This is a genomic window from Chitinimonas violaceus (assembly GCF_052601015.1).
In genome coordinates this window covers 1-294 of sequence record NZ_JBQXDJ010000271.1, presented here as the reverse complement: position 1 = coordinate 294, position 294 = coordinate 1, and the positions used below count along the sequence as shown (strand labels likewise).

1 protein-coding gene is annotated in these 294 nt (G+C 55.8%); it reads left to right on the top strand.

The annotated features are described in order from the left end of the window. On the top strand, positions 1 to 294 hold a 294-nt coding region (locus ACUHMQ_RS21260; protein ID WP_445297421.1), incomplete at both ends, for a VCBS domain-containing protein.

Genomic DNA, 294 nt, shown 5'->3' with positions numbered 1-294 from the left:
GACGGGTGAGTGGAGCTACGCCGTCGACCCAAGCAAGATTCAGTTCCTTAACGAGAACGAGCGGGTAACGGATACCTTGCAGGTAAAGAGCGAGGATGGCACTGCCACCCAGGACATCGTCGTCACCATCACCGGCACCAATGACAAACCCGTTATTAGTGGTGATACCAGCGGCAAGGTGATTGAAGCTGGTGGTGCAGGTAATACCGATGCAGGTGTTGCCACAGCAAGCGGCACTTTGACGATCCGCGATGTGGATCATGACGAGAGCCACTTCAAAGCACCCAGCAGCCC